Origin of the sequence: Synechococcus sp. NB0720_010, from assembly GCF_023078835.1 — a bacterium.
Lineage (GTDB): Bacteria > Cyanobacteriota > Cyanobacteriia > PCC-6307 > Cyanobiaceae > Vulcanococcus.
Genome location: NZ_CP090898.1, coordinates 1,576,363 through 1,596,719, shown reverse-complemented (window position 1 = coordinate 1,596,719; position 20,357 = coordinate 1,576,363). Strand labels below are relative to the sequence as shown.

Annotated in this window: 26 protein-coding genes and 1 tRNA gene; 14 read left to right on the top strand and 13 right to left on the bottom strand. The window is 65.0% G+C overall.

The genetic code is table 11. The annotated features are described in order from the left end of the window. Positions 1–53 precede the first annotated feature (53 nt). Positions 54–1,205, top strand: a complete 1,152-nt coding sequence (locus tag LY254_RS08415) for an alanine--glyoxylate aminotransferase family protein (RefSeq protein WP_247479833.1) — start codon at positions 54–56, stop codon at positions 1,203–1,205. A gap of 96 nt (positions 1,206–1,301) precedes the next feature. Beyond that, positions 1,302–1,373 (top strand) — tRNA-Gly (locus LY254_RS08410). Positions 1,374–1,379: 6 nt separating this feature from the next. Here the strand turns inward: LY254_RS08410 and LY254_RS08405 are convergent. The 3 genes from LY254_RS08405 to LY254_RS08395 form a co-directional block, all read right to left on the bottom strand. Next, entirely contained in the window at positions 1,380–1,586 is a 207-nt protein-coding gene (locus tag LY254_RS08405; RefSeq protein WP_247476610.1) for a hypothetical protein, read from the bottom strand. A 99-nt stretch (positions 1,587–1,685) separates the two neighbouring features. Next, entirely contained in the window at positions 1,686–1,904 is a 219-nt protein-coding gene (locus LY254_RS08400; protein ID WP_010313945.1) for a hypothetical protein, read from the bottom strand. Positions 1,905–1,942: 38 nt separating this feature from the next. Beyond that, complete coding sequence (locus tag LY254_RS08395) at positions 1,943–2,233, bottom strand: hypothetical protein (protein WP_247476609.1); 291 nt, start codon at positions 2,231–2,233, stop codon at positions 1,943–1,945. A gap of 96 nt (positions 2,234–2,329) precedes the next feature. Between LY254_RS08395 and LY254_RS08390 the strand changes: the two genes are divergently transcribed. The 3 genes from LY254_RS08390 to LY254_RS08380 all read left to right on the top strand — a co-directional run bounded on the left by LY254_RS08390 (position 2,330) and on the right by LY254_RS08380 (position 3,828). Further along, on the top strand, positions 2,330–2,854 hold the full coding sequence (locus LY254_RS08390) for an AbrB family transcriptional regulator (protein WP_247476608.1): 525 nt from the start codon (positions 2,330–2,332) through the stop codon (positions 2,852–2,854). Between the two features lie 72 nt (positions 2,855–2,926). Next, complete coding sequence (locus LY254_RS08385) at positions 2,927–3,382, top strand: DUF6554 family protein (RefSeq protein WP_247476607.1); 456 nt, start codon at positions 2,927–2,929, stop codon at positions 3,380–3,382. Between the two features lie 5 nt (positions 3,383–3,387). Further along, positions 3,388–3,828: a hypothetical protein gene (locus LY254_RS08380; protein WP_247476606.1), complete on the top strand. Its 441-nt coding sequence runs from the start codon at positions 3,388–3,390 to the stop codon at positions 3,826–3,828. Here the strand turns inward: LY254_RS08380 and LY254_RS08375 are convergent. Beyond that, complete coding sequence (locus LY254_RS08375; protein ID WP_247476604.1) at positions 3,755–5,329, bottom strand: DEAD/DEAH box helicase; 1,575 nt, start codon at positions 5,327–5,329, stop codon at positions 3,755–3,757. The genes LY254_RS08380 and LY254_RS08375 overlap by 74 nt on opposite strands. A 168-nt stretch (positions 5,330–5,497) precedes the next feature. Between LY254_RS08375 and LY254_RS08370 the strand changes: the two genes are divergently transcribed. Beyond that, positions 5,498–5,911, top strand: a complete 414-nt coding sequence (locus LY254_RS08370) for an HNH endonuclease (RefSeq protein ID WP_071777926.1) — start codon at positions 5,498–5,500, stop codon at positions 5,909–5,911. 1 nt (position 5,912) lies between these two features. Here LY254_RS08370 and LY254_RS08365 read toward each other — a convergent pair whose 3' ends face one another. Continuing rightward, the gene (locus LY254_RS08365) at positions 5,913–6,143 is read right to left on the bottom strand and encodes a hypothetical protein (RefSeq protein WP_247476603.1); all 231 of its coding nucleotides are present in this window, start codon (positions 6,141–6,143) and stop codon (positions 5,913–5,915) included. Positions 6,144–6,174: 31 nt separating this feature from the next. Between LY254_RS08365 and LY254_RS08360 the strand changes: the two genes are divergently transcribed. Continuing rightward, positions 6,175–7,053 (top strand): SDR family oxidoreductase, encoded by an 879-nt coding sequence (locus tag LY254_RS08360; RefSeq protein ID WP_247476601.1) that lies wholly within the window; start codon positions 6,175–6,177, stop codon positions 7,051–7,053. A gap of 11 nt (positions 7,054–7,064) precedes the next feature. Here the strand turns inward: LY254_RS08360 and LY254_RS08355 are convergent, their stop codons facing one another. Then, entirely contained in the window at positions 7,065–7,229 is a 165-nt protein-coding gene (locus LY254_RS08355; RefSeq protein ID WP_247476600.1) for a hypothetical protein, read from the bottom strand. Here LY254_RS08355 and pdxA point away from each other — a divergent pair. Continuing rightward, positions 7,228–8,244, top strand: coding sequence for a 4-hydroxythreonine-4-phosphate dehydrogenase PdxA (pdxA, locus tag LY254_RS08350; protein WP_247476599.1), 1,017 nt, complete (start codon positions 7,228–7,230; stop codon positions 8,242–8,244). The two genes, LY254_RS08355 and pdxA, sit on opposite strands and share 2 nt — an antisense overlap. Here pdxA and accB read toward each other — a convergent pair. Together accB and efp are read right to left on the bottom strand one after the other, a co-directional pair. Further along, a complete protein-coding gene (gene accB, locus LY254_RS08345) occupies positions 8,241–8,714 on the bottom strand; it encodes an acetyl-CoA carboxylase biotin carboxyl carrier protein (RefSeq protein ID WP_010313967.1) in 474 nt (157 codons plus the stop codon). The two genes, pdxA and accB, sit on opposite strands and share 4 nt — an antisense overlap. A 4-nt stretch (positions 8,715–8,718) precedes the next feature. Next, entirely contained in the window at positions 8,719–9,279 is a 561-nt protein-coding gene (efp, locus tag LY254_RS08340; RefSeq protein WP_010313969.1) for an elongation factor P, read from the bottom strand. Between the two features lie 67 nt (positions 9,280–9,346). Between efp and LY254_RS08335 the strand changes: the two genes are divergently transcribed. Together LY254_RS08335 and thiL are read left to right on the top strand one after the other, a co-directional pair. Beyond that, entirely contained in the window at positions 9,347–10,432 is a 1,086-nt protein-coding gene (locus tag LY254_RS08335; RefSeq protein WP_247476598.1) for a peptidylprolyl isomerase, read from the top strand. Beyond that, positions 10,433–11,398, top strand: coding sequence for a thiamine-phosphate kinase (gene thiL, locus LY254_RS08330; protein ID WP_247476596.1), 966 nt, complete (start codon positions 10,433–10,435; stop codon positions 11,396–11,398). A gap of 66 nt (positions 11,399–11,464) precedes the next feature. Here thiL and gap read toward each other — a convergent pair whose 3' ends face one another. Continuing rightward, on the bottom strand, positions 11,465–12,487 hold the full coding sequence (gene gap / locus LY254_RS08325) for a type I glyceraldehyde-3-phosphate dehydrogenase (RefSeq protein ID WP_010313976.1): 1,023 nt from the start codon (positions 12,485–12,487) through the stop codon (positions 11,465–11,467). A 239-nt stretch (positions 12,488–12,726) separates the two neighbouring features. Here gap and murC point away from each other — a divergent pair, with 239 nt between their 5' ends. Genes murC through LY254_RS08310 form a run of 3 tightly spaced genes read left to right on the top strand, consistent with a single transcriptional unit; the run spans position 12,727 to position 15,394 of the window. Beyond that, entirely contained in the window at positions 12,727–14,109 is a 1,383-nt protein-coding gene (murC, locus tag LY254_RS08320; protein ID WP_371820449.1) for a UDP-N-acetylmuramate--L-alanine ligase, read from the top strand. A gap of 2 nt (positions 14,110–14,111) precedes the next feature. Next, positions 14,112–15,029 carry a UDP-N-acetylmuramate dehydrogenase gene (gene murB, locus LY254_RS08315; RefSeq protein WP_247476594.1) on the top strand — a complete coding sequence of 306 codons (918 nt, stop codon included), beginning with the start codon at positions 14,112–14,114 and terminating at the stop codon, positions 15,027–15,029. A gap of 26 nt (positions 15,030–15,055) precedes the next feature. Continuing rightward, positions 15,056–15,394 carry a YbaB/EbfC family nucleoid-associated protein gene (locus LY254_RS08310; RefSeq protein ID WP_010313981.1) on the top strand — a complete coding sequence of 113 codons (339 nt, stop codon included), beginning with the start codon at positions 15,056–15,058 and terminating at the stop codon, positions 15,392–15,394. 2 nt (positions 15,395–15,396) lie between these two features. Here LY254_RS08310 and rsgA read toward each other — a convergent pair whose 3' ends face one another. The 4 genes from rsgA to grpE are packed head-to-tail and all read right to left on the bottom strand — an operon-like array spanning position 15,397 to position 18,427. Continuing rightward, complete coding sequence (rsgA, locus tag LY254_RS08305) at positions 15,397–16,401, bottom strand: ribosome small subunit-dependent GTPase A (RefSeq protein ID WP_247476593.1); 1,005 nt, start codon at positions 16,399–16,401, stop codon at positions 15,397–15,399. Continuing rightward, positions 16,394–16,615 (bottom strand): sulfurtransferase TusA family protein, encoded by a 222-nt coding sequence (locus tag LY254_RS08300; protein ID WP_247476591.1) that lies wholly within the window; start codon positions 16,613–16,615, stop codon positions 16,394–16,396. Before LY254_RS08300 ends, rsgA begins: the two co-directional genes overlap by 8 nt. A 7-nt stretch (positions 16,616–16,622) precedes the next feature. After that, positions 16,623–17,750: a molecular chaperone DnaJ gene (gene dnaJ / locus LY254_RS08295; RefSeq protein ID WP_247476589.1), complete on the bottom strand. Its 1,128-nt coding sequence runs from the start codon at positions 17,748–17,750 to the stop codon at positions 16,623–16,625. A 2-nt stretch (positions 17,751–17,752) separates the two neighbouring features. Further along, entirely contained in the window at positions 17,753–18,427 is a 675-nt protein-coding gene (gene grpE, locus LY254_RS08290; protein WP_010313990.1) for a nucleotide exchange factor GrpE, read from the bottom strand. A gap of 95 nt (positions 18,428–18,522) precedes the next feature. Here grpE and LY254_RS08285 point away from each other — a divergent pair, with 95 nt between their 5' ends. After that, the gene (locus LY254_RS08285; protein WP_247476588.1) at positions 18,523–20,346 is read left to right on the top strand and encodes a GspE/PulE family protein; all 1,824 of its coding nucleotides are present in this window, start codon (positions 18,523–18,525) and stop codon (positions 20,344–20,346) included. Positions 20,347–20,357 lie beyond the last annotated feature (11 nt).

The window sequence follows — 20,357 nt, the reverse complement described above, 5'->3', positions numbered from 1 at the left end:
TGGTCGATTGCGCTGCTGATCCAACGGGCAGCGATCGCCCCGGCTCACCCACCATGCAGGACAAGCTGACTCTGATGATCCCCGGCCCCACACCGGTGCCGGAAAGCGTCCTGCAGTCCATGGGGCGTCACCCCATTGGACACCGCAGCGCGGACTTCCAGAAAATCGTTGAGCGCACCACCGCCCAACTCAAGTGGCTGCATCAAACCAACAATGACGTTCTGGTGATCACCGGCAGCGGCACCGCCGCCATGGAAGCCGGAATCATCAATGTGCTGAGCAAAGGGGACAAGGTCCTCTGCGGCGATAACGGCAAATTTGGCGAGCGCTGGGTGAAGGTGGCTCAGGCCTACGGCCTGGAGGTGGAGGTGATCAAGGCGGAGTGGGGCTCCCCGTTGGATCCCGAGGCATTCCGTGCCGCCCTGGAGGCCGACTCCAGCAAGGCGATCAAGGCCGTGATCTTGACCCACTCGGAAACCTCCACCGGGGTCATCAATGACCTCGAGACCATCGCCAAGCACGTCAAAGCCCATGGCACAGCGCTGACGATCGCTGACTGCGTCACCAGCCTCGGGGCCTGCAACGTGCCCATGGACGCCTGGGGGATCGACATCATCGGATCCGGATCCCAGAAGGGCTACATGATGCCCCCGGGTCTGGCCTTCGTGGCCATGAGCGACAAGGCCTGGGAGGCCTACGGCCGCTCCGACCTGCCGAAGTTCTATCTGGATCTGGGCAAGTACCGGAAATCGGCGCAAGCCAACAGCAACCCCTTCACCCCGGCGATCAACCTCTACTTCGCCCTGGAAGCGGCGCTCGAGATGATGCAGGCCGAAGGGCTCGAGGGCATCTTTGCCCGCCATGCTCGTCATCGCGCCGCCGCCCAAGCGGGCATGAAGGCCATCGGCCTGCCCCTCTATGCCGCGGAAGGTTGCGGCAGCCCGGCCATCACCGCCGTGGCTCCCGAGGGGATCGATGCCGAGACCCTTCGCAAGAAGGTCAAGGATCGCTTTGACATCCTTCTGGCCGGTGGCCAAGACCACCTCAAGGGCAAGGTCTTCCGCATCGGCCACCTGGGCTTCGTTTGCGATCGCGATGTGCTGACCGCCGTCGCAGCGATTGAAGCCACCCTCCAGGAACTCGGACTGCACAAGGGGACTCCTGGTGCTGGCGTGGCAGCCTGCGCAGCCGCCCTGGCCAGCTGAAGCAGCCGACCACGAGGGAGCCCCTTCACCAGGGCTCCCTTGCTAGGTTGATTGGGATAGCCAAAAGCCTTGATCATGGCTTCTGGCTATCAAATTGCGGATGTAATTCAGTGGTAGAATGTCAGCTTCCCAAGCTGAACGTCGCCGGTTCGAGCCCGGTCATCCGCTTGAGAATTAGTTTCTGGGCTTAATCAGCTGCATCACCTGCGGCCCCACGCTTCCTGCGCGGCGCTCGCAATCGAGTGAACGGAGAATATCGCGCGCTGACTGTTCAATTTCACCGCTTGATGCGGCCTGCTCAGCCGAAGCCGAAAAAGCGGCGGCTGCACGCATCAAATCTTCTCGTCGCTCGGCTACAGGTGCCTGCTGGCTGGCTTGCATTTATTTGATCTTGCCTGAATAAATATTAGTCGCCACGTTGAAGCGACCCCGAACGGTGGGGCTGCCCTGACACAACTGCAATGGATGGACCGAGTGGTTTTAGGTGCCCGGTTCCTCGCGATTGCCGCCCAGTGCTGCGATCTGATCACGCAGTTGCCTCACTCTTGAAGCATCACCACGGGTGATGGCGACGGCGAGGGCGAACTCGAGTTTCTCGAGCTGATGGCCGCCCTCAGCAAAAGAACGGCTGGCACAGGCAGGTGTACCCGAGGCGGCAGGAGCAACGGGAACAGAGCGATGGCTGTTGGAGAAGGCCATGGTTCGCTTTCTTTCCATTGTGCCCCCGGCGCAAGGGGTCATGCAGCCATGAACTCATCCTCGTGAGGATTCACCGACGCAGGGACCTCCTCCTCGCTCACGCCGTCCTGCAGGAGGCTGCGGCAGTCGGCCAACAGCGTCTCCACATGGTCGAGACGGCTCAGCTCCTCAGGATCAGGCGTCTCAACAAAGGAGACCTGGTCCAGTTGCAGCTCCATCGCATTGAGGCGCTGCTCCAACTTCACCAGCCGCTGCGAGAGGGCCGCGACGGTCTGAGCGAGGTCCTCTGTGGTGCGCGTGATGCGAAACGAGACCGATTCGCCAGCCATGGACAGGGTTCAACTCGCCCGATAACACCACAGCCCTGGGCAGTTCTCAAGCCCAAGCGGCCAAGCAGACTGAAGGCATTCCAGGGCAGCCCGGCGATGCCATCAAGCCTCCACCTGCTGGCCTATGTCCTGGCGGGCATTGGCGGCGGTTTGCTGGCGCTGCGCACGGGGATCCCCGCCGCACCCCTCGCTGGCGCGCTGCTGGGAGCGGGACTGCTGAGCATGAGCGGCAAGCTCGAGGCCGCCAACTGGCCCGCAGGCACCCGGACTGCCCTGGAAATTGGCATCGGAACCGTCATCGGCACCGGATTAACAGCGACGGCCTTCAGCGAGCTCAGGCAGCTCTGGCGGCCGGCCCTCTTGATCACGCTCACCCTGGTGATGACCGGCCTGGTGGTGGGGCTCTGGTGCAGCCGTCTGCTGGGAATGAACCCGCTCATCGCCCTCTTGGGAGCCGCGCCAGGGGGAATTAGCGGCATGAGTCTGGTGGGCGCCGAATTCGGAGTCGGTGCGGCCGTTGCTGCGCTCCACGCCGTCCGCTTGATCACAGTGCTACTGGTGTTGCCGCTGGCGGTCAGGCTGCTTCTGGGCCACGGGGACCTGCCGCCACCTGCCAGCTGATTGATCGGCACCTGGATCCAGGGGGAAACGATCGATACGGTGGGACACCCAATGCCATTCCCCTGCTTCGGCATGCGTCTTTCCCTGTCCCTCAACGGCCGGCTGCTTCGGCTGGCTGCAGCCCTTCCGCTTGCTGCCCTGGGCTGGTCCACGCTGCCGACCGCCGCTCTGGCCGGCAATGAAACCGGTGCCAAAGGAGCACAGATCTATTGCTTCATGCGCAGCAGCGGCAACAACCACGAAGTCAGCTGGAAAGCGGCCTACGCGGTCATCAAGCGTCAGAGCGCCTCGGTCTTCAAGACTTCGCCTGAGCACGCCGCGGTGATGATCACCGAAGCCGTCGTCGCCGATCCCGGCAAATTCAACGACTGCGGTCGCTACCTGGGCGATCTCTACGTCAAGGCGGTGGACACCAACGAAGAGAAGAGCCAGTCCACCCACCCCGACAGCACCAACCGCACCAGCACCAGCTCCGGCATCACCAGTGACACCAGCGGCAGCGGCAGCTCGAACCGCTACGCCTACTGAGGCTGATGGCAACCCGCACCCGCTCCTGGCTACCGCCATCCCTTGGGGCGGGTCTGCTCTGGCTCGTCCTCAGCAGCTGCAGCGCTCCACCCGAGCCCGGCCAGAGTCAAACCAAGGTTGACGACTGCCTACGCAACGTCAATCTCGATCGGTTGCCTGCCTTGCTCAAGCACTGTGATGCCGTAGTGGAGGCCTTCCCTGAACACCCGCAACCCCGCAACGAGCGGGCCCTGCTGCTGAAATTGGCGGGCAAGCCACAGGAGGCCTGCCGCGAAAGCCTCAAAGCCGCGGCCCTGGTGAAAGAAGGCAAACACCCCGTCGACGCCCTAATGCGCGACGAGATCGACTTGCGGCGGCGCAACTGCATCCGCCTCACCACTGATCGAGCAGCTGCTGCACCATCCGCGGTAGCGGCTGACGCTCCAGCTGAGCCTGGCCGCGACTGAGCAACAGGGCAATGCGCTCGGCCTTGTCGGCAATCAGCCCGTCCACCAGCTGATCCGCGACGCCAAGCTGAAGCCAATGGCACTCCAGGGTCCCCTGCATACCAATGCGGTGGCAACGGTCCTCGGCCTGCTCAGCGTCGCCGGGGGTCCAGGGCCTCTCCAGCAGGAGCACATGCTTGGCCCGATGCAAGGTGAAGCCCAGGCCTCCAACGCCGTAGGTGCTGATCAGCAGCTGCTCGTGGCCAGCCTGAAAGCGATCCACCACACCTTGGCGCTCTGCGGCGGCCAGGCGTCCGGTCAGCAGGGCACCCCCTAGTCGCTGCTGCAACAACTGGGCCGCCGCCACAAAGGCCGTGAAGACCACAACGGCTTGCCCCTCGGCCTGCAGCCTGGCCAGCAGCGCGGCGGCGGCGGGGAGCTTGTACTCGGAACCGATCTGACGCAGGGCGGTCAGTACGGCTAAGGCCTCGGCATCGCGGCGCACCAAGCCCGCAGCGGCGCGGCGGCGATAGTCATCCACCTTCAGTTGCAGGCGATGCTGAAAGCCCTGCCCCTCCGCCTCCGACAGGCTGACGGGAAGCATCTGCCGGCGTTTCGGGGGGAGATCCAGACAGTCCTGTTTGCGGCGATGCAGCAGCAGGGGCCTGACCAGGCGCTGCAGCTCCGGCAGGTGGGTGGCCCCGGTCGCACTCCACTGCCGGGTGCCCGAGCGTTCATGCCAATGGCCAAGGCAGTAGCGCTCCTCGAAGGCGCGCTGGTCCTTCGCCAGGGGGTGGCCGATGGCCGCCAGCAAGGGGAACAGCTGCGCTGGGCGGCCGTTTTTCATCGGAGTGCCGCTGAGCAACCACGCCACCCGCAGCCGCGGATGGCGCGCCAGACGCAGGAAGGCCTGGGTGCGCGCGGCGGACAAGTTCTGGGCGTAGTGGGCCTCATCCGCGATCAGAACCGTGCCGGCCTCCGGCAGCTCCTGCGGGAGCGCCGCCCAACTGAGCAGGGTGATCTGCAGTTGCAAAGCCGCCGCCTCCTGACGCCAATGGCGATGGAGCCCCGTGGGAGCGATCACCACCACACAACAATCCGCCGCCCGGACCATCGCGCGAGCGGCCACAAGCGCCGTCAGGGTTTTTCCCAAGCCCATGGCATCGGCCAGCACCGCACCACGCCGCGCCAGCAACCAGCGCACTGCAGCCCGCTGATGGGCAAACAGCTCCCGGCCGTCCGGCAAGGGTTCCGCTAATCCGGCGCTGGCAATCAGCTCGCGATGGGGCGGCAATGGGGGCAGAGGCTGCTCGAGCCAGCTGCACCACTGGGGCAACGGCGGCTCCATCGCGAAGCGCTTGCCGAAGTGCTGACGCAGGATCAAGGCCGCTTCCAGCGGGAACTCCCAGCAGCCCTGCTTTGAGCGCCAAAAGCCTCGGGGGCGCACCGCCCTGAGCTGGGCCTGGGTGACCGCATCAAAGGGCAGAACCAACTCGATGGCCCCTGATGCTCCCAACCGCATCAGGCAGCGCGAGGTGCGTTGCTGGGCCGTCTGAGCTGGGGCAGCAACTCTTAATTTAGCGAAGCTCGGGGCGGGCGCAACAGCTGCAATAAGCCTTGCAAAATGCATCGTTCGACACATTGACATCCCAGCCACTCAGGCCAGACTCCCTGCAACCGAATTATTCGGATGCACAGCAGGGATGCCGTTTTCCTTGAAGACTTGTGCCCCAAACTTCGTGTTCGCCGGTGGAGACAATCCCTCCACACTTACACCGGAAAAACGTGCATCTACTGCGGCAAACCTTCTGAGTCTATTGATCACGTTTTTCCGCAAAGTCGCGGCGGCTTAAGCGTGACCGAAAACTGCGTTCCCGCTTGCCTGGCCTGCAATGGCCGCAAGAGCGACGCTGACGCGTTCGAGTGGTACCGGCAGCAGCGCTTCTACGACCCCCGCCGAGCCATGGCCATCCGCGCCTGGACCGACGGTGACCTGCGCCTGGCCCTGCGCCTGCTGCAGTGGGCGAGCCCAGGCGCCATTCCCGCGCCCGCAGCGCCGGACTCCGGCTTCAATCCCATGCAGCCGTACCTGCAGGCCGCCTAAGTCACCAGATCCGGCAGGCCGCAGCGCCGTTATGGCGCTGGCAAATCTCCGCCTGAGCCTGGGGCTGGTCGGGAGCCAGCAGCAGGGCCGAGAACAGCGTCAGCGCCAAAGCCGTCAGGCCAATCAGGCGACGCGGGGCGCCAACCTGCGAACGCCGCCGAGGACGCACACGCCCAGGGACCTGGCCCACGAAGGAGGACCCAAGAGGGGCGGGGAAGCAAGATGCAGTCATTGATCAGCGGACGAGTAATACAGGTGTACTCATGACGGCTCGCGGTGTCAACCCCTCCTCCCGCGTGCTGGTCCTCGGCGGGGGATACACCGGCCAACGCTTTGCCGATGCAGCCAGAGCGCGCGGGGCCCAGGTCTGGCTGACCTCGCGCTCGATCAAAGAGGGATCGCAGTGGCTGCACTTCAATGCGGGCGAGGGGGCCGTCCCGCAGCTTCCTGAAGGCCTCAGCCATGTGCTGATCACCCTTCCGCCCAACAAGAACGGCGAGGACGACGCCTACAACCTTCTGGGGGAGTCCCTCCGGCACCAGCCCCTCCAGTGGGTGGGCTACCTATCGACCACGGGGGTCTACGGCGACACCCAAGGACGCTGGGCCGATGAACAGAGCCCGACAGAGCCAGGCCTTCGCCGCAGCCAATCCCGCCTGCAGTGCGAGCAACGCTGGCTGGCCAGCGCTCTCCCCCTACAGAGTTTTCGGCTGCCCGCGATCTACGGACCGGGTCGTTGCCCCTTTCAGCAGCTGCAACAGGGCCAGGCCCGCTTGATCCACAAGCCCAAGCAGGTGTTCTGCCGGATCCATGTCGATGACATCGTTGGCGCCATGCTGCACTGCTGCGGCCTACCCCCGGAGGCCAGGCCAGCGGTGCTCAACGTCAGCGACGATCTGCCCTGCCCCTCGAGTGAAACGCTCGGCTATGCAGCCCACCTGCTGGGTTGCAAATTGCCAGCTGTGCGCAACTTTCGCGACGCCCAGGCGGAGATGAGTGCGATGGCCCTGAGCTTCTGGGCCGACAACCGCCGCGTCAGCAATGCGCGGCTGTGCCAGGACCTGGGCTACCAACTGCGTTACCCCAGCTATCGGGAAGGATTTGCCGCCAGCTGGAAGGAGGAGCAGAACCGTCCCAAGTGATGGAATAACCCTTAGATGCGGTTTGCATCTGAACCCGCCGGACCTTGATCCGGGTCCGGAACGAACGGCACCCCGGCATCGTGGAAGAGACGATTCCAGTGCAACTCCACCCAGCCGTTCTGCACACCCTTCACCAGGGCAAAGCCCATCCCGATCAGCAACAGCCAACGCAACATGGGTGATCCGCCAAGCGACAGCAACGCTAAGCGCCCCCGCTTGATCGTCTCCCTTGGCGATCCCGCCGGCATCGGAGGCGAGGTCACGCTCAAAGCCCTGGCCCGCTGGACCCCCGCTGCCCAGCCGCCGCTGCTGGTGGGTTGCAGCCGCTGGCTGGAGGAGACATACACGCAACTCAAGGGGCAGACAGACGCCCCCCTGGCGGACCCCGCCCAGCTCGAGATGGTGGATTGCCCGCTGGAGCAACCCGTCAAACCAGGGACCCCCAGCGCCATCAGTGGTGAAGCCAGTTTCCGCTGGCTCACCCAGGCCGTTGAGCTGGTGCAACAGGGCTCCGGCCAAGCCCTTGTCACTGCCCCGATCGCCAAACAGCACTGGCACGCAGCGGGCCATGACTACCCCGGTCAAACCGAACGCTTGGCTGAACTGGCTGGAGCCGAGGAAGCCTCGATGCTCTTCACCGCCCGCTCCCCCCAGAGCGGCTGGCGGCTCAACACCCTGCTCGCCACCACCCACATTCCGCTTCAACAGGTTCCCCAAGCCCTGAACCCTGAGCGGGTGCTGGCCAAGCTCGACGTCTTGCTGGCCTTTTGCCGTCGCTTTCGCCCCGAGCCGACCCTGGCCGTCGCAGGCCTCAACCCCCATGCGGGCGAGGCCGGACGTCTTGGACGAGAGGAGCGGGACTGGCTCGAAGCCACGCTGGAGGAGTGGAGCACGCGGCACCCTGAGGTCACCCTGCTGGGGCCACTTCCACCTGACACCTGCTGGCTGAGCGCGGGCATGGCCTGGCAACAGGGCGGACGCGCTCCCGATGGCTTCCTCGCGCTCTACCACGATCAGGGCCTGATCCCCGTCAAGCTGCTGGCCTTTGACCAGGCGGTCAACACCAGTCTGGGCCTGCCCTTCCTGAGGACCTCACCGGATCACGGAACCGGGTTCGACATCGCCGGCCTTGGCATTGCCCGATCAGCCAGCATGGTGGCGGCCTTGGAGGCCGCTGAAGACTTGGGCTAGGCGGGCTTCACCCGCATCAGCACCTGGCCAAATTCAACCGGGGTGCCGTTCTCGACCAAGATCTCCACCACCTCACCGCTCACCTCGGACTCGAGCTCGTTCATGAGCTTCATCGCCTCGAGGATGCAGACGGTCTGACCGACATTGATCTTGGCGCCGAGCTCCACGAATGCCGACTCGCCGGGAGCAGGGGAGCGGTAGAAGGTCGCCACCATCGGAGCGGTGATCTCAATCAGATCACTGCGGGCCGCAGCGGCGGCCGGGGGAGCCGCGGAGGGTGCAGCGGCAGGTGCGGCTGCAGCGGGAGCCGCAACCGGAGCAGCAGCTTGCATCACAACCTGGGGCTGGACCCCCGGAAGATTGCGACGCAATTCCAAGCGGAAGTCATCACCTTCGAGCTTGAGCTCTTGGATGTCGCTGTCCCCAAGCAGGGCGATCAGCTCACGCAGCTGGTTGTGGTCAAGTTGCATGGAATCAGTTCTCGCGGCCCAGGTAGCTGTCGGTGCGGGTGTCGATCTTGATCTTTTCGCCGATCGAGAGGAACAAGGGAACCATCACCTGAGCGCCGGTCTCGACGATGGCGGGCTTGGTGCCGCCCGTGGCTGTATCACCCTTCACACCGGGGTCAGTTTGGGTGATTTCCAGAACAACGGAATTCGGGAGTTCCACTTCCAAAGGCTTCCCGTTCCAATAGACGACATTCACCTCCATACCTTCCTTGAGGTACTTGCGCTGATCGCCTATCTGCTTGGCGGTCAGACGGGTCTCCTCATAGGTGGACATGTCCATGAAGACAAAGTCATCAGCCTCCATGTAGGTGTGCTGCAGCACAGCCTTCTCGAGAACCGCCTGGGGAACGGTTTCACCAGCGCGGAAGGTTTTCTCAACGACGTTGCCGGACTGCACGGCCTTGAGCTTGGTGCGGACAAAGGCGGAGCCCTTGCCGGGCTTCACGTGCAGGAACTCAACAACGCGCCAGACCTGACCGTCGATCTCGATCGTCGTGCCGGTACGAAAGTCGTTGCTCGAGATCATTCCGGCATAACGGTTCAGGCGGGATTGTACGGCTGTGGCAGAGTCCCGGCAGAGACAAGGCTGCAGCATGGATCTGAAGCGCTGGCTGGATCGCTGGGTGCCCGCCCTGCTGATCGCAATTGCGTTCGCTGCCTTCCCGATGGTGCCACCGGCCCAGGCTGCGCTGCCGCCTGGGAATGCCGTCAAGGATCCCGCTGCCATCCTTCGTAACGCTCTGCCGATCGACCAGTCGGATCTGCAGACGCTGCAGCACAGGCTGGAGAGCACCAGCGACGACCTCAGAGCCAAGCGCTGGAGCGCCCTGGTCAATACGGTCAATCGGAGTCAGGCGCTGCTCAAGACGCGTGCCGACTCCATCGTGGCGAGCCTGCCGGAAGCCAAGCAAGCCGAGGGGAAGACCTTGATGGCCGCCCTGCAAAGCCAGATGGAGACCCTCGTGGAGAGCAGCGAGAGCTCTGACCGCGATCGATTCCTCGACGACCGGCGCGCTGCCCTCAGCACCGTCGGGGACCTGGAAGCACTGCTCGTGGGTGACTTCCCCTTCCAAATCCCCAGCGAGTTCGACGCCCTGCCCAGGCTGCTGGGCCGTGCGACCGTTGAGATCGAGACCACCAAAGGGATGCTCACCGCTGTGGTGGACGGCTACAACGCACCACTGACGGCCGGGGCCTTTGTGGACCTGGTGAAGCAAGGCTTCTATGACGGACTGCCCTTCACCCGAGCCGAGGACTTCTACGTTCTCCAGACCGGAGACCCCAAGGGTCCTGAGACCGGCTACATCGACCCCAAGACCAAGGGCGAGCGCCAGGTGCCGCTGGAGATCAAGGTGCCCGGCGAAGCCGAGCCCTTCTACAACGCCACCTTTGAGGACCTCGGCCGTTTCGAAGCCACCCCGGTCCTTCCCTTCGCGACCCTCGGGACCATGGGTTGGGCCCACTCGGATGAATCCCTCGCCGATGGTTCCTCCCAGTTCTTCTTCTTTCTCTACGAGGCCGAACTGACCCCCGCAGGCCTGAACCTCGTCGATGGCCGCTACAGCGCCTTTGGTTACGTGGTGGATGGGTTTGAGGTGCTCGAGGAACTGGGCATCGATGACGGCATCGTCCGCGCCCGGGTGCTCGACGGAGCCGAGAACCTCAAAGCCCACGCCTAGATGCGACTTGATCAGCTCGGCGAATGGGAGCTGATCGACCGGCTCTCGGCCTACGCGCCCCCCGGCCAGCTGGCTGACGACGCCGCGATCTTGCCGGGAGCCGTGGTGGTCAACACCGACGTCCTGGTGGACACGGTCCACTTCAGTGACGCCACCATGTCGGCCCAGGACTTGGGCTGGCGGGCAGCAGCGGCCAACCTCTCCGACCTGGCGGCCATGGGCTGCAGCGACGTGATCGGCCTCACGGTTGGCCTCGTGGCACCAGGAGCAACCCCCTGGAGCTGGGTCGATGGGGTCTACCAGGGACTCTCCGAAGCCCTGGCTCGTTTTGGCGGCACCTTGCTCGGCGGTGACTGCAGTAGCGGCAGCCAGCGCCTCCTCGCCATCACGGCCCTTGGCCGGCTGGGGCCTGGCGCCATCCGCCGCGGCGACGGCCAACCCGGCGATTGGCTCCTGAGCACCGGCCCCCATGGCCTCAGCCGCTTGGGGCTAGCGCTGCTGCAAGGCGAGCGCAGTGCGGCGATTCCTGAGGATCTGCGGGAGCGCGCCATTCGAGCCCACCAAAGGCCCCTCCCCCGGCTCGATGCCATCCCAGCCCTCGAAGCAAGCCAGCCCCAGGGGAGCCCATGGCGAGTCGCTGGCACCGACAGCAGCGATGGCCTGCAACGCGCGCTGCTGAACCTGGCCAAGGCCAGTGGCTGTGGGGCACAACTACGGCACACAGGCCTGCCCCTTGACCCCGCCATGGCGCCGCTCGCCGATGCAGAGCGCTGGTGCCTGAATGGGGGCGAAGACTTTGAGCTGGTCCTCGCCCTGGAGCCGACCTGGGCCGAGCGGCTCTGCGCTGCACTACCGGGCTGCCAGGTGATTGGCGAACTGGTGGAGCACTCCTCCCCAACCCTGACCTGGAGCGAAACCGGGCTGCCCCTTCAGGAGAGCGATCCGGGCTACCGGCACTTCAGCTGATCGCACAACCATCAAAAAGCCGCCCCGAAGGGCGGCTGATGGAAAGAGGTTGAGCGGGCGCTCAGATCACTTCCAGTTCTTGGCAACGATCTCGGCCAGGTCAACAACGCGCTGGCTGTAGCCCCACTCGTTGTCGTACCAGCAGATGACTTTGACCATGTTGCCGCCCATCACCAGGGTGAGGTCGGAGTCAACGATGGTGCTCTCATCGGTGCCGGCGTGGTCGCTGGAGACCAGGGGCAGGTCGGTGTACTTGATGATGCCCTTCATGCCGTTCTCAGAGGCGGCCTTGAGCACTGCGTTGACCTCCTCTTTGGTGGTCTCGCGGCTCATCTCGAGCACCATGTCGACGACGGACACGTTGGGGGTGGGGACGCGCAGGGCGATGCCGCTGAGCTTGCCCTTCACCTCGGGGTAGACCAGAGCCACGGCCTTGGCTGCACCGGTGCTGGTGGGAACGATGTTCACAGCAGCGGCGCGGGCGCGGCGCAGGTCACGGTGGGAGGCATCGAGGATGCGCTGGTCACCGGTGTAGCTGTGGGTTGTGGTCATCGTGCCTTTGACGATGCCGAAGGCCTGATCCAGGACCTTGACCACAGGCGCCATGCAGTTGGTGGTGCAGCTGGCGTTGCTGAGGATGTCGTAATCCTCGTGGCGGTACTGATCGGCATTCACGCCCACCACAAAGGTGCCGACCTTGTCGCCTTTACCAGGGGCAGTCAGGATCACCTTCTTGGCACCGGCTTCGAAGTGCTTGCTGGCGCCGACGTCGTCGTTGAAGACACCGGTGGATTCGATCACCAGGTCCACGCCCCACTCCTTCCAGGGGAGGTTGGCGGGGTTGCGGTCATAGAAGGTCTTGATCGTCTTGCCGTTGATGACGATCGTGTTCTCGGTGGTGGTCACCTCTGCGTTACGCAGGGGGCCGAGCATCGAGTCGTACTTCAGCAGGTGCGCGTTGGTGTTGGTGTCACCGGAGCCGTTGATGCCGACAATCTCGATACCGGTATTGCTTCCGCGGCTCAGCCAGCAACGCATGAAGTTGCGACCGATGCGGCCGAATCCGTTGATCGCAACCTTCAGGGTCATGGCGTATGGCGGGCGAACCCGCTAGCAAGGAGGATTTGGCCGCCGATCATACCGAAATTGCCTGACCCTCCCCATCTGGGGACAAAAGGTCACCACCTGTCAAAAGCACTCAAATCGTGCTTGAGAAGAGGACAAGCGACCCGTTCGGTCTTAATTTCTGGCCAGGCTTGGATACGCCATTGGTCCTGACGCTTGATCGCCACCAACCTCTCCATTTCATTGGAGTTGGCGGCATCGGCATGTCTGCCATCGCCGGGATCCTGGCGGACCGCGGCCACAGCATCAGCGGCTCCGACCCCAGGGACAACGCCGTGCTGCAGAACCTGCGCAGCCGCGGTGTCCGGGTGTTTCGCGAGCAAAGCCCAGCCACCATCGACGCCATTCGCAGCGGCACCTCCTGCCCGCCAGCCGTCGTCGTCAGCTCTGCTGTGCCGGCGAACAACCCCGAATTATTAGAAGCCGAGCGCGCCGGGCTGAAGGTCTGGCACCGCTCAGATGTCCTGGCGGCTTTGATTGCCGCCCAGCCCTCGATCTCCGTGGCTGGCAGCCACGGCAAGACCACCACCAGCACCCTGGTGGCCAGCCTGCTGCACGCCACCAACCACGACCCCACGGCCGTCATTGGTGGGGTGGTGCCGGCCTTCGCCAGCAACGGCCGCAATGGCGATGGCCCCTTGTTGGTGGCTGAAGCGGATGAGTCGGATGGCTCCCTGGTGAAGTTCCAGTCCTGGCTTGGTGTAATCACCAACCTCGAGCTGGATCACACCGACCACTACAGCGACCTGGCCTCCCTGATCACCACCCTGCAGCGCTTCGCCAAAGGCAGCGAACAGCTACTGGCCAACCGCGACTGTCCTGTGCTGCGGGAACACTTTCAAGCCCACCACTGGTGGTCCATCCAAAGCAGCGAAGGGGTGGACTTCGCTGCCATCGCCGATGAGCTCGATGGCGACGGCACCCTGGCCACCTTCTATGAGCATGGAGAGGCCCTTGGGCAATTCCGGCTGCCCTTGCCCGGGCTCCACAACCTGAGCAATGCCACGGCCGCCATGGCCGCCTGCCGTCTCCATGGCGTCTCCTTTGCCGAGCTGCAACGGGCCGTGGAGGGTCTCCAGGCCCCTGGACGCCGTTTCGACTACCGGGGTAATTGGTGCGGCCGCCAGGTGGTCGACGACTACGCCCATCACCCCAGCGAGGTGCAGGCCACCTTGGCGATGGCCCGCCTGATGGTCAGCAGTGGGCGCAGCCCCTTGCCAGAGGCGCCCCAACGGCTCCTAGCCGTCTTTCAGCCGCACCGTTACAGCCGGACGGCGGAGTTCCTCAGCGATTTCGCCCAGGCCCTGAGCCAGGCCGATGCCGTGCTGATCGCCCCCCTCTATGCGGCTGGCGAAGCGCCGATCCCAGGGATCTCCAGCGCGGCCCTCGCTTCTGAAATCCAGCGGATTGCCCCCGGGCTACCCGTCAGCGCCTTCGATGACTTGGAGACCCTGACGGATGCCATCGGCCAAACCAGCCAAGCGGGCGACTTGGTACTGGCCATGGGTGCCGGTGATGTCAACAGCCTCTGGAGTCGCCTGGAAGGCCGCAGCGATCCCGCCGCCGCCCTTCCCCTTGTGGCCTAGCGATGGCCCTCTCCCTCCCTCTAGGGCTGCGTTCGGCGGTTGCTCTGACCGACTACACCACCTGGAAAGTGGGGGGAGCGGCCGATTACTTCGCCGAACCGGAATCAACGGACGAACTACTGGCGCTGCTGCGTTGGGCTGCCGCCCAGGGCTGCATCCAGCGGGTCATTGGAGCAGGCTCCAACCTGCTGGTCAGCGATCAAGGACTGGAGGGACTCACCCTTTGCACCCGCCACCTCCAAGGGGCTGACCTGGAGGCCAGCAGCGGCCTGATCGAAGCCCAGGCGGGAGAACCGATTCCCACCCTGGCGCGGCGAGCGGCCCGGGCCGGGCTCTCGGGCCTGGAGTGGGCCGTGGGCATCCCAGGAACGGTGGGGGGCGCGGCGGTGATGAATGCAGGCGCCCAAGGGGGCTGCACCGCCGACATCCTCGAGAGCGTCACGGTGGTGGACCCGGAGCAGCCCAGCCAGACCCACACCATCCCTGCCGCAGCACTGGACTTTGACTACCGCCATAGCCGCCTTCAAGCGGAACCCCTGGTGGTCCTCTCAGCTCGCTTTCGCCTCTCCCCCGGCCACGATCCCCGCAGCGTCAGCCAGCGCACCAGCGCCAACCTCCACAGCAGAACCAGCACTCAGCCCTACCAGCAACCCAGCTGCGGCAGCGTCTTTCGCAACCCCGAACCGCAAAAAGCCGGACAACTCATCGAAGCCCTCGGCCTCAAGGGATTCAGCCTGGGGGGCGCCCAGATCTCCCCGATCCACGCCAACTTCATCGTCAACACCGGCAGCGCCAGCGCCGGGGAGATTGACCAACTCATTGCCCTGGTCCAACAGCGGGTGCTGGAGCAGCGCAGCATCGCCCTCCACACCGAGGTGAAACGGCTGGGACGCTTCGAAGACCTCGCCCTGGCGGCGTAGCCTGCGCCCACTTCAACAGTGCAGGCATGGCCGGTTTCGGTCTCCCCAATTTCGGCCAGCTCACCGAAGCCTTCAAGAAGGCCCAGCAGATCCAACAGGACGCCGCCAAGCTCCAGGAGGAGCTGGATGCGATGGAAATCGAGGGGCAAAGCAGCTGCGGCCGGGCCAGCGTTTGGCTCTCGGGTAACCAGCAACCCCTGAAGGTCCGCCTCGACCCTGCCCTGCTCGCCGAGGGCGCCTCCACAACAGAAAACGCCACCCTCGAGGCCCTGCGCTCGGCCTACGACAACTCCACCGGGACCATGAAAGAGCGGATGGAAGAGCTCACCGGCGGGCTCAACCTGAACCTGCCCGGCATGGGCTAGGCCTAGCCCTCCTCATCGGGCTCCTCCTGCCGCAAGCGGCGCCTTGAGCTCTGACGCAGGCGCTGATCGAGCAGGGGCTCCTGCTTTCCTCCCCGCTGCTTCAGGCCGCCACTGCGGGGGCGGGGTTGGCGCGCCACCTGCTGCTGCACGGACTCCAGGCAGTTGAGATACAGACCATGGCGATCCCAATTGCTGCCGACGGCGCAGCCCGGATCACCCTGATGCAAGCAATTTTTGAACTGACAGGCCGAGCTCTCGAGCCGCTGCCGAATTTCCGGGAAGAGGCTCCCGAGCTCCGTGGGCTCCGCCGGCAAGGACGGGCGGTTAAAGCCCGGTGAATCCGCCAGCAGTGCACCGGGCTCCACCGGGAACAGTTCCACATGCCGCGTGGTGTGCCGTCCCCGCTGCAGGCGGCCTGAGACGGCACTCACCCGCAAACGCAGCTGCGGCAACAGGGCGTTGATCAAGCTGCTCTTGCCCACCCCCGATGGGCCACACAGCACTGAGATCCCCGGATGCGCCAGACGCTCCCGCAGCGCAGCCAGACCAAGCCCACTCTGGGAGGAGACCAGCTGGGGGACATACCCCCAAGCCGTGAGCCGTTCACGCCACTGCTCTTGTTCCGATGCGCTCAGCAGGTCCGCCTTGGTGAGAACCAGCTCCACCGCCACACCCGTCCGCTCCGCCGTCAGCAAAAAACGGGTGAGTTGCAGTGGATCCAACTCCGGCTGAGCCAACGCCGCCACCACCACAACCCGGCTGCAGTTCGCCACAGCAGGACGCTCCAGCAGGCTGCTGCGGGGGGCCACCGCCGCAATCGCCGCCCGGGCTTCAGGCCAGTCGATGCCCTCCACCTCGACCCGATCGCCAACGCAAATCTGCTGTCCGGTCTTGCCCAGCCGCGTGCGGCGCACACAGAGCAGTTGGTCCACCCCTCCAGGGCCAGGCCGATCCAGTTGCACCCGGCAGAAGTTGGCCTCGAGGGCCATCACCAGGGCTTCAGCCACAGCGACAGATCAACAAACGCACCGCCCCGGGTTCCATGGCCTCCAGCTCAACGCGATGTCCGGCCTCTCGCAAGCCGCTGGCCACCATCTGCTCGGGCTCTCCGGCATCCAAATCAACCTGAAGCCACTCGCCTGCGGACAGCTTCTCGAGGGCCAGTTTGGTGCGAATGAAATTGAGCGGGCAGGGGGTACCGCGCAGGTCGAGCTGGGTCATCACTGACCTAGCCAAACAAACCGCCAAACAGCCCGCTCTTGTGGGGATGCTTCTGCCCCTTGGCCGTGTGGTGCCCCGCCAACTGTTCGAGCAGCTCACGCTCCTCGCGGTTGACCTTGGTGGGGAGCTGCACCTTGATCTGGATCAGGTGGTTGCCCCGCGCCACGGGATTGCCCAGCTTCGGAACACCCTTACCCGTCAGGGTCAGGACCGCTCCGGGCTGGGTGCCTGCCGGAATCTCCAACTGCTCAGGACCATCGACGGTCTCCACCTCAATGGTGTCGCCGAGGATCGCCTGGAGGTAGTTGACCGTCACCTCGGAGTGGATGTTGATCCCGTCGCGGCGGAGGCTCGGGTGGGACTGAACCGTCAGGAAGACGTAGAGGTCGCCGGCGGGGCCGCCCCGCTGTCCGGCGTTGCCCTCGTCGGCCACCCGCAGCCGCGTGCCGGTGTCGACACCCGCCGGGATATTGATGCGCAACTTTTTGCGGACCTGCTGCAGGCCCTGCCCGCCGCAGGCGCCACAGGGATCGGCAATCACCTGGCCGGTTCCTTCACAGGTGGGACAGGGCGCCACCTGGGTGAAGCTGCCAAAGGGCGTCCGCGTCGCCCGACGAACCTGTCCAGCACCACCACAGGTACCGCAGCTGGTGGGACCGCTGCCGCTCTTCGCCCCGGAGCCACTGCAGCTGTTGCAGGTCTCCAGGTGACGGATCTGAATTTCCTTCTCCCGACCAAAGACCGCTTCGCTGAAGCTGATGGTCAGGTCAAACCGCAGGTCATCGCCCTGACGAGGACCGCGGCGACGGGCACCACCGGCGGAGGGACCGCCCATGCCCCCGCCGAAACCGCTGAAGAAGGTTTCGAACAGGTCAGCGAAGCCCCCCATGTCGCCCATGTCGGGCATCCCCGCGGCGCCGCCCAAGCCGGCTTCCCCGAACTGGTCGTAGCGAGCACGGGTCTGGGGATCGCTCAGCACCTCATAGGCGCGGCCGATCTCCTTGAACTTGTCTTCCGCGCCGGGATCTTTGTTGATGTCCGGGTGGTACTGACGCGCCAGGCGGCGATAGGACCGCTTCAGCGTGTCCGCATCAGCGTCGCGGCTGACCCCAAGGAGGTCATAAAAATCGGCCATGCTCAGCCCTCTTCGGAGGGTGCAGCGTCATCCGTGGAGCTGGCCGGTGCGGCATCGCCACTGGGGCCTGGACCCATCGAGACTTTGACCAGGGCGTGCCGCAGCACGCGATCGTTCAGGTGATAGCCCCGCTGCAGTTCAGCGATCACCAGGTCCTCGGCGTGCTCGTCGCTGGGTTCCCGCAGCACCGCCTCATGGAGGGTGGGATCGAAGGGCTCGCCTTCAACCCGCATCGGTGAGACGCCCAACTGCTTGAACACATCGACCAGTTGCTTGTAGAGCCCCTGGTAGCTGCGGTGGATGGCCTGGGCCTCCTCGGCCTGGGGATCCAACTGCTGGCGGGCCCGCTCGAAGTTGTCCACCACCGGCAGGATCTCGCTCAGGGTGGAGCAGGCGATCAGGGTGCGCTGGTCCTCTTGATCGCGGCTCTGGCGCTTACGGAAGTTGTCGAAGTCCGCCGCAATCCGCATGTACTGACTGCGGACGCTCTCGTGCTCGGCCTTCAGAGCAGTCAGCTCGGCCTCCAGGTCCCGGACCCGCTGTTCGGGATCAGCGCTGGGCTCAGCCGCCACCTCAGCTGGGGCCGAATCCACTGCAGGAGTGGCTTCTGGCGCAGCCGCGGCCTCAGCTGGGGCCGGGGCGGAGTCCTGGGGAAACGGAGTCGCGTCGCCGCTCATGCTGACCGAACCGGAGATCTGATCTAGACATGTTGATGTGAAGGGGCGCCACCCCACAAGCGGCGGAAGCCCGCACCTCCTCGGCGGAGCGGCTGATGACAGCAAGCGCCAGCACCATTCCCCAGCGACCGGTGGCCGAGGCCCAAAGCCCTGAACAGCAGCGGCTCGAGGTCGAATTGCTGCTCCAGGAAGCCGTCCTCACCGGCTCTGAACTAAGCGCCGCCGGAGACGCACGCTGGAGCTGGCATCCGCAACTGACTCAGGAGAGCTGCAGGGATCTCGGCTGCCTTCCCGTGGCGTACGCCAACAACACCCTCACGGTGGCCGTGCCAACCCACTGGGGCGCCGAGCAACGCCAGACCCTCCGCGAGGCATGCCCCGAAGGACCGCCCGTGGCACTGCGACTGGCCCTCCAAGGGGACCTGCAAACCGTCCTGAATCAACCTCCATCTCCATCCCCCGCCACGCCGGCCGCGGTTTCAGCTCCGCAGGAGACCCCCAGCCGGATCTCCCTGTTTGAGGACCTGAAGCTCGAGGGCCCCCTTGAGGAGGCTCCCGAGGACAGCCTCAGCGAGTTGGATGTCGAGGCCAGCCTGGGGGCCTCCAACGCCTCACCGGTGGTGAGCCTGGTGGACCGGATCCTGGTGCAAGCGCTCGAGCGCAGTGCCAGCGACATCCACCTGGAACCGCAGGAGGACGGACTGCTGATTCGCTTGCGCCAAGACGGGGTGCTCGAGCCGCTGGAGAAGCTGCCGAAACAACTGACCCCCGCGGTGACCTCCCGCCTAAAAATCATGGCGGACCTGGACATCGCGGAGCGCCGGCTTCCCCAGGACGGCCGTATCCGGCGGCGTTATCAAGGTCGCCTATTTGACCTGCGGGTGAGCACCCTGCCCACCCGCTATGGCGAGAAGGTCTGCATGCGCCTGCTGGATAGCGGCGCGACGCACCTCGGCCTCGACCGTCTAATCAGCGAGCCCGCGGCCCTGGCCAGTGTCCGGGAGATGGGCAGCAAGCCCTTCGGAATGCTGCTGGTGACGGGGCCGACGGGATCAGGCAAGAGCACCACGCTCTATTCGCTGCTCGCGGAACGCAATGAGCCTGGGATCAACATCTCCACGGTCGAGGACCCGATCGAATACACCCTCAAGGGGATTGCCCAAACCCAGGTCAACCGGGAGAAGGGCTACGACTTCGCCATGGCCCTGCGGGCCTTCATGCGGCAAGACCCCGATGTCCTGCTAGTGGGGGAAACCCGGGACCGGGAAACGGCCAAAACCGCCATCGAGGCGGCCCTCACCGGCCACCTGGTGCTGACCACCCTCCACTGCAACGACGCACCCAGCGCCATCGCCCGCCTCTCGGAAATGGGCGTGGAGCCCTTCATGGTGAGCGCCTCCCTGATCGGAATCGTCTCCCAGCGCCTGGTGCGGCGGGTCTGCCCGGACTGCCGGCAGCCTTATCACCCCAGTGAGCAGGACCTGGGCCGCTTTGGCCTGTTTGCCAGCAACGAGCAGGCGATCACCTTCTTCAAAGCCAAGCGCTTGCAAGTCAGTGAGAGCAACCCCTGCCCCAGCTGCCAGGGGCTGGGATACAAGGGCCGGGTGGGGGTCTACGAGGTGCTGCGCGTCAACGACACCCTCGCCAGCGCCATTGCCCAAGAGGCCAGCACCGATCGGCTGCGCAAGCTCGCCATCGAGAACGGCATGAAAACCCTGTTGGGTTACGGCCTCGACCTGGTGCGCCAAGGGGAAACCACCCTCGAGGAAATCGAGCGGATGATCCTCACGGACTCCAGCCTGGAAACCGAGCGCCGGGCCAAGGCCCTGCACACGATCACCTGCCAGGGCTGCGGAGCGGGGATGCGGGATGAGTGGCTGGAGTGCCCCTATTGCCTGACCCCCCGGCAACTGCATTAAGCAGCGCCATT

Bases quoted from the DNA above. Each gene is read 5' to 3' on its own strand.
- LY254_RS08415 (WP_247479833.1), top strand. From the start codon at position 54: ATGCAGGACAAGCTGACTCTGATGATCCCCGGCCCCACACCGGTGCCG.
- LY254_RS08405 (WP_247476610.1), bottom strand. From the start codon at position 1,586: ATGCAAGCCAGCCAGCAGGCACCTGTAGCCGAGCGACGAGAAGATTTG.
- LY254_RS08400 (WP_010313945.1), bottom strand. From the start codon at position 1,904: ATGGCCTTCTCCAACAGCCATCGCTCTGTTCCCGTTGCTCCTGCCGCC.
- LY254_RS08395 (WP_247476609.1), bottom strand. From the start codon at position 2,233: ATGGCTGGCGAATCGGTCTCGTTTCGCATCACGCGCACCACAGAGGAC.
- LY254_RS08390 (WP_247476608.1), top strand. From the start codon at position 2,330: ATGCCATCAAGCCTCCACCTGCTGGCCTATGTCCTGGCGGGCATTGGC.
- LY254_RS08385 (WP_247476607.1), top strand. From the start codon at position 2,927: ATGCGTCTTTCCCTGTCCCTCAACGGCCGGCTGCTTCGGCTGGCTGCA.
- LY254_RS08380 (WP_247476606.1), top strand. From the start codon at position 3,388: ATGGCAACCCGCACCCGCTCCTGGCTACCGCCATCCCTTGGGGCGGGT.
- LY254_RS08375 (WP_247476604.1), bottom strand. From the start codon at position 5,329: ATGCGGTTGGGAGCATCAGGGGCCATCGAGTTGGTTCTGCCCTTTGAT.
- LY254_RS08370 (WP_071777926.1), top strand. From the start codon at position 5,498: ATGCACAGCAGGGATGCCGTTTTCCTTGAAGACTTGTGCCCCAAACTT.
- LY254_RS08365 (WP_247476603.1), bottom strand. From the start codon at position 6,143: ATGACTGCATCTTGCTTCCCCGCCCCTCTTGGGTCCTCCTTCGTGGGC.
- LY254_RS08360 (WP_247476601.1), top strand. From the start codon at position 6,175: ATGACGGCTCGCGGTGTCAACCCCTCCTCCCGCGTGCTGGTCCTCGGC.
- pdxA (WP_247476599.1), top strand. From the start codon at position 7,228: ATGGGTGATCCGCCAAGCGACAGCAACGCTAAGCGCCCCCGCTTGATC.
- LY254_RS08355 (WP_247476600.1), bottom strand. From the start codon at position 7,229: ATGTTGCGTTGGCTGTTGCTGATCGGGATGGGCTTTGCCCTGGTGAAG.
- accB (WP_010313967.1), bottom strand. From the start codon at position 8,714: ATGCAACTTGACCACAACCAGCTGCGTGAGCTGATCGCCCTGCTTGGG.
- efp (WP_010313969.1), bottom strand. From the start codon at position 9,279: ATGATCTCGAGCAACGACTTTCGTACCGGCACGACGATCGAGATCGAC.
- LY254_RS08335 (WP_247476598.1), top strand. From the start codon at position 9,347: ATGGATCTGAAGCGCTGGCTGGATCGCTGGGTGCCCGCCCTGCTGATC.
- thiL (WP_247476596.1), top strand. From the start codon at position 10,433: ATGCGACTTGATCAGCTCGGCGAATGGGAGCTGATCGACCGGCTCTCG.
- gap (WP_010313976.1), bottom strand. From the start codon at position 12,487: ATGACCCTGAAGGTTGCGATCAACGGATTCGGCCGCATCGGTCGCAAC.
- murC (WP_371820449.1), top strand. From the start codon at position 12,727: ATGTCTGCCATCGCCGGGATCCTGGCGGACCGCGGCCACAGCATCAGC.
- murB (WP_247476594.1), top strand. From the start codon at position 14,112: ATGGCCCTCTCCCTCCCTCTAGGGCTGCGTTCGGCGGTTGCTCTGACC.
- LY254_RS08310 (WP_010313981.1), top strand. From the start codon at position 15,056: ATGGCCGGTTTCGGTCTCCCCAATTTCGGCCAGCTCACCGAAGCCTTC.
- LY254_RS08300 (WP_247476591.1), bottom strand. From the start codon at position 16,615: ATGACCCAGCTCGACCTGCGCGGTACCCCCTGCCCGCTCAATTTCATT.
- dnaJ (WP_247476589.1), bottom strand. From the start codon at position 17,750: ATGGCCGATTTTTATGACCTCCTTGGGGTCAGCCGCGACGCTGATGCG.
- grpE (WP_010313990.1), bottom strand. From the start codon at position 18,427: ATGAGCGGCGACGCGACTCCGTTTCCCCAGGACTCCGCCCCGGCCCCA.
- LY254_RS08285 (WP_247476588.1), top strand. From the start codon at position 18,523: ATGACAGCAAGCGCCAGCACCATTCCCCAGCGACCGGTGGCCGAGGCC.